The 10164-nt window shown below is 72.3% G+C and carries 6 protein-coding genes; all 6 read right to left on the bottom strand.

Going from position 1 to position 10164, the window contains the following annotated elements; genetic code table 11:
- A partial coding sequence (locus tag AB0O36_RS36690; protein ID WP_365118278.1) for an ATP/GTP-binding protein occupies window positions 1-2523 on the bottom strand: 2523 nt, incomplete at its 3' end.
- Window positions 2505-3119, bottom strand: a complete 615-nt coding sequence (locus tag AB0O36_RS36685) for a hypothetical protein (RefSeq protein ID WP_365118276.1) — start codon at window positions 3117-3119, stop codon at window positions 2505-2507. The genes AB0O36_RS36690 and AB0O36_RS36685, both read right to left, overlap by 19 nt.
- On the bottom strand, window positions 3116-4228 hold the full coding sequence (locus AB0O36_RS36680) for an NlpC/P60 family protein (RefSeq protein ID WP_365118274.1): 1113 nt from the start codon (window positions 4226-4228) through the stop codon (window positions 3116-3118). Before AB0O36_RS36680 ends, AB0O36_RS36685 begins: the two co-directional genes overlap by 4 nt.
- Window positions 4225-6951 (bottom strand): hypothetical protein, encoded by a 2727-nt coding sequence (locus AB0O36_RS36675; RefSeq protein WP_365118271.1) that lies wholly within the window; start codon window positions 6949-6951, stop codon window positions 4225-4227. Before AB0O36_RS36675 ends, AB0O36_RS36680 begins: the two co-directional genes overlap by 4 nt.
- Window positions 6948-9518: an ATP-binding protein gene (locus tag AB0O36_RS36670; protein WP_365118270.1), complete on the bottom strand. Its 2571-nt coding sequence runs from the start codon at window positions 9516-9518 to the stop codon at window positions 6948-6950. The genes AB0O36_RS36675 and AB0O36_RS36670 overlap by 4 nt, the downstream gene beginning before the upstream one ends.
- 5 nt (window positions 9519-9523) lie before the next feature.
- Window positions 9524-9976, bottom strand: a complete 453-nt coding sequence (locus tag AB0O36_RS36665) for a hypothetical protein (protein ID WP_365118268.1) — start codon at window positions 9974-9976, stop codon at window positions 9524-9526.
- Window positions 9977-10164: the final 188 nt, after the last annotated feature.

The following is a 10164-nucleotide window of genomic DNA, read 5'->3' as shown; positions in this document are numbered from 1 at the left end:
CGTGTCGGTCTGTCCGGTGGCTTGGGTGAGGCGTACGTGCAGGGGACGGGCGCCGGTGTTCGTGTGCGCGGTGTGCAGCAGCGTCTTCGTCCGGCTCGGCTGGGCGAGGTCGTCGAAGACTTCGGCGAGGGAAGGGCCGCGTACGAGCAGCGGGCCGATGCGTTTCCCGGCGGAGGTGAGGGAGGCGTAGTGCCACCACCGGTCGAGCTCGGCGACGTCTTCGACGGTGACCTTGCCGCCCCATTCACCGGTGATCTGCCCGATGGCTGCCGCGGACCCGGCCGTGGTGGACAGGCAGGAGGCGTTCTGCAGCAGCGCGGTGCGGGTCGGCCCGGATAGGCGGTCCAGCAGCTGCGTCATCCCGTGCAGCCGGCCCCCGAACTTCCGCAGCTGCTCGGTGATCTCCGCAACCGTGGATCCGGCGCCGTCCAGGGAGATCAGCTCGTCCAGGTAGAGGCGGAAGGGCCGCCGGTCCCGCTCGGCAAGGTCCCGCCGGGACAGGCCCGCGCGCAGGAAGTCGCGGACCAGGAGCGAGATCAGCAGCCGGTCGGTGGGCCCGGTTCCGGGCGGGCAGATCCACACCACATGGCCCTCGTCCATGGCCCGGCGGATGTCGTAGCCGCTGACCGGGCATCCCAGGAAGGCACGGAGCGCCGGATTGGCGGCCAGCCGGTCGAGCGGGTTCAGGACGGTCAACAGAGCCTCACGGGGCAGATCGGCAAAACTGGTGAGCCACCAGCGGCGCGCCTCCTCGTCCAGGACGTTGAGGACCAGGTGACGGAACTCCTTGTCGGTCAGCAGAGGCCGGACCTGCAGAAGGGTCGCCTGCTGCTCCTGGGAACCCGGGCCGGCGGCGATGGCCGTGGTGTTCACCGCGACCAGCGCCTCCACCGCTTTCGTCAGGATGGTTAGTGCGCGGGGGCCGGTGAGGTCGGACCAGCCCAGGGCGGTGGCGATCGCGTCGGTGACGGCGGCGGTGACCTCATACGGCCGCTCCAGGCGGCTCATGTCCAGGAGGTTCCAGCACGCGATCATCGCGTCCGGGGTGGTCACGGTGAGGTCGACCAGGCGCACCCGGTCGGCGATGTCCTCGTGGGCGAGGTAGCGGGCCACCTCGCCGAAGGAGTCGCCGTGCGGGTCCACGAACGCCAGCCCGCGCCCGTTGTGGGCGCTGGCCACGGCATGGACCTGGGCCCTGCTGGTCTTGCCCCACCCGGCCTTCCCGGACTGCACCTCGAACAAAGTCTCGTCCTCGGCGGTGGCCAGCAGCCGTTCCCGCCCGTCCGGCCCCCGGTACCAGCCCTGCGGCAGCAGATCCCGGCCCACTTCGTAAGTGGGCACCTGTGCCTCGACTACCGGCATCCGCGCCGCGGCTGTGGGCGGCTTCAGCAGTCCTCCCAGCTCGTCGACCCGCGCCCAGCCCCCGGCGGCCGGTCGCATCAGGGCCGTTGTCCACTGCTGGTCGAACCGGGGGCGCCACGGCCACCGGTCCGGGCCGATCTGCCACGGCCCCAGCGATATGCCGCGGGTGCCGATCCGGGACGCACCGGCGTAGACGTCCATCGCCGCATTGATCAGGGCGAGGTGCTGCTCGGCCCGGCCTTCGCTGTCGGAGGCGCAGCGGACGAGGATCTGCACCCGCATCAGCCCGGCGGTCTCGGCGAACCTGCCCAGGGCGCGCTCGCGGTCGACCCGCTGCGGCCGCAGCGGCATCAGTACCGGCGCCCGGCCGGCGTTCTTCCACTGCGCCGGGTCCAGCAGGTTCCCCAGGGCGGCGGGCAGGCCGGTGGCCGGCTCGCCTGTCCACCTGGCCTCGCGGGCGGCTTCGCGCCGTGCCTCAGTACGAGCGCGCTGCATGATCCGCATCCTGTAGGCGGCCAGGTGCCATCGTGGGGCGGGGGAGAGGTCCACGCACACCTCGGCCAGATCGCCGAGCTCGGCCCGGATCCCGGCGACGGAATCGACCAGTGGCTGCAGGGGGTCGGGGTCCAGCGGTACCTCGCGCAGACTGCTGCCGGGCGCCCCGTGCAGGGTCAGCACGGCCCGCACCACATGGGTACGCATCTTGTCGGCGGCTGGCGGGACGGTGCTGACCTTCACCCGAGGCCCGAACTGGTGCCGGGTCAGCAGTGCGTGGGCGGAGGCGGGGGCCTCGATCCGGTACGCCAGGGGCCGGCTGCCATCAGCGCGCAGCCGCACCCGCAGCGTGCGGGCCCGGCGCGGCGTCCACCACGGCCCTGACCCGGCAGCCCGGATCATCTGCATGCCCTGCCGCCAGACCTCCTCCGCCCCCGGCGTGAACTGGCCGCTGGGGACCAGCTCCACGCACGTCCGTTCGGACAGGGCCTTGCTGGCCAGACGGCTCTGCAGCATCTCCCATCCGGTCACGAGCACGGCCGTGACCAGCGTGAGCCACCACGCATTGACCGCAGCCCAGGCGCCGAGCGTCCACACTGCATCAAGGACGTTGCGCGCCGTGCCGAACACTGCGGCCGCGGACGGTGTCAGCCGGTCCGGTTCCATGATCCGTCTCCGTTCTGGGTGAAGTGGACGGCGGCCGGGCGGCCGTCCAGGAAGGTCCCTGCGGGGTCGGCGCCGGCCCACACCAGCCGCACCACCGCCCGCACCGGCTCCTCGCCGTCGGCACTCGCGCGGCGGACGGTGGCGGCCTGGAGCCGCACCTGCGTGTACGCGTGCGTGTCGGTCAGCCACGCCTGGCGCCCCTGCCGCAGCAGCAGCGCCTCGTCCCGGCCTGGGAGGTCCGGACGGCTGGCCCGGTCCAGCGCCTGCTGGATGAGCGGGTCGGCGGCTTCCCCGGACCCGGGGTGCGGCAACTCCGCCCGCACGGCCGCCAGGCCTGAGGGCGCCGCCACGATGGTCGCCGTCGGTGCGGGTGCGGACGGCCTGACGCCGGCCGAGCCGCTTCCTGTTCGGCCTGACCGCGCTGCCGCCGGGCCGGAGAGGGAAGTGGCGACGGCCACCGAGGGGGTGCTGCCCGGATAGGCGGTGACCCCAGGCTCGACCTGCGGCTGCAGCCCGACGTACAGCAACAGGGTTCCGGCACAGGTCAGTACGGCGGAGGCGGCGATCAGGCGGCCCCCGCTCCAACGGAGGCTCACAGCAGCCTGGCCCCTCCCGCATAGTCGGGCATCGCGGTGACCGGGTCGATGCGGACCAGCTTGCCCGGCCGGGGCGCGTTGATCATCTGCCCGTTGCCGAGGTAGATCCCGACGTGGTGGATCGTGGAATCGGCGCCCGGGTCGTAGCCGTAGAACACCAGGTCGCCCGGCAGCAGTGCGCCCACTCCGGCCGAGGCGGGGATCCGCCTCCCGGCACTTGCCTGTGCCGCCGCTGTACGGGGCAGCTGTATGCCGGCCTGCGCGAACGCGTACTGCGTCAGCCCCGAGCAGTCGAACCCGGTCACCTTGCTGCCGTCCTGTCCGCCGGGGGAGCAGCAGAACCCGCGGCTGGGGCCGTCTGGTCCTCCGCCGCCCCAGGAGTAGGGCACACCTTGCTGGGCCACCGCAGCAGCCACGACCGTGCCGGCGTTCCCGGTGGGAATGGTCGGAGTGGCACCAAGTGCGTCGTACTGGTCGATGCCGGACAGGACATCCTCCACGTAGGCCTCTGAGCGGTTGTAGATGTAGATCGCGGCCCGCAGCTGGTTCCGGTCGGTCAGGTCCCGGTCCTTCCCGCACAGGTAGACGGCGGCGGAGGCGGCTGCGTCGTCGGCGTTGTGCGGGCTGACCGTGCCGTCGCCGTTGCCGTCTTTGCCTAAGGAGCGGAATGTGGCGGGCAGGAACTGGAAGGGGCCCACCGCCCGCTCGAACTCCGTATCGCCGTCCCACAGTCCGCCGTCGGTGTCAGGGAAGGGGGTGCGGTTGCCGCCGATGCCGGATCCATCCAGACGCGGCCCGGTGATGGGCGGGGTGATGTCCCCCGCGGGGCTGATCTGCTTGCCCGAGGCGTGGCCGGACTCGATGCGGGCGATGCCGGCGAGGATCTGCCAGCGCATGCCCTTGCAGCCCGGCACGTGTGTGCCGATCTGCGCGGCACCAGTGGCGTAGGCGGCCAGCATCCGGCCCGGGATGCCCTCCACACTTGGCGGGACCACCCCCGGCGCGGTGGGGCGCTCACTTGCGGTCGAGAACAGCACGGCGGGGGCCGCACAGCACGCGGCAGCGACCAGGAGCAGCACGGTGAGGCAGCCCATGTGCAGCTTCTTCACTGTGCATCACCCTCGTGTGAGCGCTGCTGGTCGGCGGCCGCCCGCTGTCGGGCCTGCAAAGCCTGTAGCAGCCGGTTCCGGTTCGCCGCCGCTTGTGCCTGCTCAGCGCCCGCAGCCCCGCTCGGCCGCACTGGTGCCAGCCCGTCCGTGCCGGCCTGGCCGGCGGCGGGCCGGGGCGCGGGCTGTGCGCTACCCATCGGATGCCGGCCCGCCCCGCGCACGGGCCGGTCGATCGTCACCGGCCGTATGGGGCCGGTGGCGTCGCTGCCGGATGTCGTAGCCGACGCGGGTCGCCCGATGCCTGACGGGTGCGGACCGGCAGGGGCCGAAGAAGCGAGGTCTGCGGAAGACGGGACCCGGGGAGCGGTGACAGATGACGCGGGCCGCACGGAGGCCGGAGGCCTGGCCGAGCCACTGGTGCTGCGGGAACCGGCGTAGACCGCAGCAGCGACGGCTGCGTCCCGTACCCTGCCCGGCGGGTCGTAGACCTGCCAGGCTGTTGCGAGGCGCTGCCCGTCGTCGGCGAAGCTCTCGCTGAGTCCACGTACAGCCGCTCGTGCCGTCTGCCCCACGGGCCGCCAGTCCTCACGGAAGTTGAGTGAGCTGACCTTCAGCTGGGTCATGGCGTCCTCGGCGTACTGCGATGCCTTCGTCCCTGCGGTATTCCAGGTGCGGGGCAGGCCGAACGTGAGCGCGTACGCCGCGCTGCCGGCCCGGTGAGCGATGCGGTAGCCCCGCAGCCGCGAGGCACGCTGATGAATCCGCGACCCCAGCAGCGGCCGGTCGGTGGCCGGGTCGTGCAGGATGTAGCTGGTCCACGGGTCCACGACCTTCTCGCCCCGACTGCCCTGCTGCACGGCCTGCGGCTGACCCGCGGCTGCCTGGAGCTGGGCCAGGAGCGGGGTGTGACGGTTCGGGCGCGGCCCGATCAGAGCAGTGTGGCCGGCCTTTGCCGCCATCGCGAACGGGGCAAGGCCGCGGCCGCCCTCGGCCGCCGCGTCCTGGAGCAGCCGGGTCGGTGTGAACGGCATACCCGCCGAAGCGCCAGCGAGCAGGCTGCCGAACCGGCCGCGCCCGCCCAGCCCCATCAGGCCCCGGCTCCCACCGCCCGGGCCGTGGACGGCCAGTGCTGCGCCCAGCGGCGAGGTGTCGCCGGGCATGTGGGTCCCGCCCACCTTCATGAACCGGGCCCGCGTGGCCATGCGCTGCCCGAACGAAGAGACCGCGGCGATCATCCGGCGGTGCAGTGCGAGGAACGCGACGGCGACGGCGTCCAGGAGCAGCAGGCGCTCGACCATGGTGCTGCCCGAGGCGCTGGCGAGCAGCACGTCCACGGTGATCCCGAATAGGGGCAGCATCATGGCGGCCACGAAGCTGACCAGCATCGACACCATAAACACGCTGAGCCACTTCCACAGGACGGTGCGGGAAGGGCCGGGCAGCATCGCCCACACCATCGCCGTCGCCCCGCCCGCTGCAGCGGCCGCGTCCGCGGCCTGCGCGCCGAGCATCACCATCGCCATCGAGACGACCATCAGTGCCACGACCACGACGGCCACGAGCAGGGCCAGGACGGCCCCGACCCGGTCCCAGGACGGCGCCTTGGCGTAGGCGGCGGCCTCCTTGCCCACCGGGCCGGCCGCGTCCAGGTTTTTGAGGAGCTTGTCGAACTGGGGGGACAGCGGCACCTGACCGACCAGGTCCTGCGGCGTCGGCACGACGCCCGGCACGGTGGCCTCCGGCGGATCACTGGGACGCCGGGTGGCATCGCCCCGCTCGCAGTACTCCCTGGCTGCCTTGTTCTTGATCAGCGAGCAGGGGTCCGTCCCGCCACCGTCCCCATCCCCATAGCGTGGAAGGGACGCCGCCAGGTACGCCATGTGCGCTTCGTAGGCGGCCTTCTCGTCGGGGTCCTTGGGGTCGAGGATGCGCCCGTACTGGACCAGCATGAACGGCTTGACCACGAGCGCGTCGGTCACCGCGTCCTGGATCGGCCGGACCACCCCGTGCCCCGATTCCCGGCAGGCGTCCTTGGCCGGGCCGACACTGAGCTCGGCGCACGGGTCCTCCTCGGGCCCTTGGTCGAAGTAGGAGTGGGTGGTGATCTGGGCGACTTCGACGGCGGCCTGGTGGACCTGCTGCAGGGGCCCGTCCCGGCCGAGCAGGTAGTCGGGGCGGACGAAGACGCTGGCGGCCAGGGCGGCGATCACCAGCGTCAGCACGATCTCGCCGAGTCCGGCCGCGGCCCGGCCGCGCATGAATGCGATCAGCCCGAAAACGAACGCCCACGCCAGCAGCAGTTCCTTCAGGCCCAGCGGGCCGACCACGTGCGTGGCGTAGGCGTCGGAGAGGTTCTGTGCGGGTTCGGTCAGCAGGGTCAGGAGCGGGAAGCGGAAGACGAATCCGATCAGCCAGCAGGCCAGGCCGGCCAGCAGCCGCACCAGCGTGAACAGGCCGGATAGGACGAGTGCCTGGGTCTGTCCGACGATGTTGATGCGCATGCCGCCGTCGGATTCCAGCTCATACGCCTCCAGCGGCACCCCCTCGACGGTGTACACGTTCAACGGTGCGAGCAGCCCGCCGCCCTCTCCGCCGCTGCCATCCGCAGCGGCCGCCACCGCGGTGTTCGTCACCAGGAACACCACGGTCAGCAGCGCTACGAAGCCGACGGACCGCAGCGTGCCGCGGTCGAACCGCCTGGCGGCCCCCACGGTCCGGCTCATGCCGCACCCCGCCCCGCCGGGGCCGCGGAGCGCCCCGGGGTAGTGAAGATGCCTTCGCGGATGCGGTCCACCCGCGGGACGAGGACCTTGATCCGGCCGACCTGCATGCGCGGGTCGCACAGCAGCATCTCGCCCTCACGGCCCGCCTGCCCGACGGGGGACAGGCCGGTGGTGACCAGCCGGATGAGTTCTTCGTCGTCACCGTCCAGCCCCAGGAACCGAAGTGCCTTGACGGCCCGATCGTGTTCGGTGGTCCGCGCGACGACCTTGTAGGCCAGGAGGTTGGCGTGTTCGCCGAGCTCTTCCTTGTCGTGGGCGCCCAGGAGGACACCGGCGCCGTGCTTGCGGCCGTCGTGCTCCAGCTCGTGGACCAGGGCCGAGCCTTCCGCCGACGACGTGAGCCAGTAGCACTCGTCGATGGTGACCAGGCAGAACCGGCCCGGCTCGGTGAATGCCGCTTGCCGGGCGATGGCCGCGATCAGATACAGCACCGCCCGCCCGATCAGCGCCTCCAGCGGCTGCTGCCGCAGCACATCCGCCGAAGCAAGAGCCTCGCGCGGCGGGAGAGTCAGGCCGGCGGTGGTCACCACCACCATGTCGGAACTCAGATCGCCGTCCAGGGTCACCGGGGGCAGGCCGGGGTTGAAGACGCTGGCGGCGAGGGGGCTCTCCTGCACGATGCGCAGCAGATCGCCGACCATCGCCGCCGCCTCGCCCCGCGCCCCGCCTTGCCCGGCCAGACCCGCCAGGACATCGAGTACCCCGGCCATCGACGGATCGGGGCCGCCGGCCACTTCCTCGACCGCGTGGTGAAGCACGGCCCCAGCCGGCGTCATCGCCCCAACCCCCAGCTGCAGCGTCAGGTATGACATGGCGTAGTGGGCGCCGATGGGCCCGCCGAAGATCCGCAGTGGGTCGATGGACAGCTCTGCGCGCGCGGCGTCGATGATCTGGCAGCGTCCGGTGGCCGCGGAGGCCGCGAAGCGGGCCCACTCTCTGACTGGTGTGCGGTCGATGACGATGGCGCGGCCGCCGCGGTCCACCACCGACGCGGTCAGCTGCTTCATCAGCACGCTTTTGCCGCCACCGAGGTCCCCGATGACGCCGCCGGAGGCGGAGGCGTTGACCTGGGGGGCGTCGGCAAGGTTCAGCAGGACCGGCCGCAGCGTTCCGCAATCGAGGTCGTAGCCGACCACCGCCCCAGTGGGGTCCCCCACCCGGGAGAGGGTGAACGCCCCATTCGCTGCCCAGTCCTCGGAGAGCTGGTGCTGGACGAACTGCCCGACCTTGGCCGCACGTGCCGTGCCGGGAAGGCCGAGCGCGAACAGCTCCTCCTGCATACCCAGCGGCCGCTCCAGCCGGTAGTCCCCACCCGTCAGCGCCGCAGACAGCTCCCGCGCCCGCTCATCACACGTTGTCGGATCCGGCCCCCACACGGTCAGGACGGTCACGGACTGCACTTCGACCTCGACCGACGTCCGCGACAGCCGGGCGTCCTCCTCGGCCAGGTCCCCGGCCGCTTGGGGCAGCGCGTCGGGCATCCCCGTGGGCTGCGCCCCGTACTGCCCGGTCTGGTCCAGGAGTTCCTTCTTCTTGCGCTGCACCTGCTCGCGGGCCCGCGCGGCTGGCACCACCTGCATGTCCACGGTCACGTCGACCGGGAAGGGCATGTGCTCCAGCTGCGCGAGCACGTCAGCTGCCTCGATCGGCACCGCCGCCGGGATCTCGGCTAGGACCAGGTGGGCCTGGTAGCCGGTCCCGGTCTCGCACTCCACCTGCAGCCACCGCCGGCCCAGCGGCGAGAGGGCTCCCGCCGAACGCCACCACGGCCTTGGCGCCTTCCCGCCCTTGGCCTTCCCTTTGATCGCGGGGGTGGGCGCCCCGCCTTCGGTGAGACGGACCAAGCCCAGGTCCGCGTACGAGGGGCTGTGCAGCACGCCGTCCCGTACCCGGCCGCCGAACAGCTTCGACTGCTCGGCATCGCTCAGCAGAGGCTCGGGCAGGCCGCGGTGGACGGCGTGCTGGACCAGCCACACGATCTCGGCCGGTGTGGCGGGCCGCAGCACCAGACCCCCGCCCAGCGAGACCCGCAGCCGGCCCGCCTCCACCTGCCGTTCCTCCACCTCCGACCCGGCGACCGGCGACGCCGAGAGACCCAGCAGCCCGGCCACTTCCGCCTGCAGCACGCCGAGTTCCTGCGACCACCGCCCCCCAGATAAGGACAGCGGTACGACCAGCCACACGGTCCGGCGGTGCATCTCCTGCCCGGCCAGCAGCTCCACCCCCGCCGCGCACGTCTCCGCCCACGCAGGGAGCCGCTGCCAGTCCACCCCTTCCACCATTTGCTCGGCGACCTCGCCCGCATCGGTCCGCGCCGCCAGCACCAGCAGGCGAGGGGCCTGCGAGGGCATCGACCGCACCAGCGCCGCGACCCGCCCCACCAGCTCCTGCCGCACCCGGGCCGGGACGTAGCCGCCCTGGACCGGCTCCACCCGCCACACAGCCCACGCACCGCCGGCCGACCCCCACAGCACCTGACCGGCGATATGCCGGAACGGAACCCGCATTTCCTCTACTTCCTCCCTGCCGGAACACCGGCCGTTAGCCGGGCCAGCCCCGAACCCGCCGCCACCACCGCCTGCACCCGCGGCCGCGTCTGCTCCTGCCTCACGGCACTTGGAGCCGGAGCCGACACACGGCCCGCCATCCCTGGCTCGATCACGAACGCCCCCACCAGCCGGCCCGGTGCCCGGTCACGGGCCGGGCATCCGCCGATCCGCCCCGCCGCCGGCCGGGACAGCAGCGTGAGCAGACCGAGCACCGCAGTGAACGGGCTCTGACCACCGATCCGCGCATCCCGCACCAGCCACACCGACACCCCCCACAGCACAACCGGCACCGGCCCCAGCCACGACCACCACGCGAACGTCTTGATCAGCAGCAGCGCACCGCCGCCCATCACCACCAGCTGCGCCGGCGTGTACGGGCCGAAAGGGATCACCCAGTCCCCGAGGCGGCCCAGCACCCACGGGTGCCTACGTGCCCCGGTATACGAACGCGCCAGCCGCGCCTGGCCGGAGGCACTCACAGCACGCCCCGCCCACCCGGCACCACGGGGCCGGTCACACCGGCGCCGGTGGAGGGGTTGTTGATCTCATCGGAGAACAGGCCCGCCAGCGATCCACGCGACTGGTAGATGCCGATGGCGAGCGC

Origin of the sequence: Streptomyces sp. NPDC089799 (genome assembly GCF_040684755.1) — a bacterium.
Classification (GTDB): Bacteria; Actinomycetota; Actinomycetes; order Streptomycetales; family Streptomycetaceae; genus Streptomyces.
This window is presented reverse-complemented; position numbering and strand designations above follow the sequence as displayed.

Excerpts from the sequence above, each read along its gene's own strand:
- AB0O36_RS36670 (WP_365118270.1), bottom strand. The coding sequence starts at position 9,518 with ATGCGGGTTCCGTTCCGGCATATCGCCGGTCAGGTGCTGTGGGGGTCG.
- AB0O36_RS36675 (WP_365118271.1), bottom strand. The coding sequence starts at position 6,951 with ATGAGCCGGACCGTGGGGGCCGCCAGGCGGTTCGACCGCGGCACGCTG.